At 57.7% G+C, this 213-nt stretch carries 1 protein-coding gene; it reads right to left on the reverse strand.

Annotation, left to right across the window (positions count from 1 at the left end; translation table 11 throughout):
- Positions 1–184 (reverse strand): hypothetical protein (locus ACM6IV_RS19615; protein ID WP_414871267.1); only part of this gene is annotated, 184 nt, incomplete at its 3' end.
- Between the last annotated feature and the right edge of the window lie 29 nt (positions 185–213).

Below are 213 nucleotides of genomic sequence, written 5' to 3' on the forward strand. Positions count from 1 at the left end.
GCGAATTGGAATAACTCGTACCGCCCGCCAAGCGCTTGATCTCGTACCTGGCCTCGACCGTTCCGCCTTCATTGCCTTTGATCAGCTCAGCACCGATAGGGAAGGGCACCGGTTGTCCGGCGGTAAATTCGCTCAGCTTGATCGAATTGGGGTACTCGCCCGTGATCGAACCGATCCAGAACATGAACACTTCGTCGCCGCGGACCGTTTCGG

The organism is Pseudomonas sp. IT-347P (assembly GCF_949768005.1).
GTDB lineage: Bacteria > Pseudomonadota > Gammaproteobacteria > Pseudomonadales > Pseudomonadaceae > Aquipseudomonas.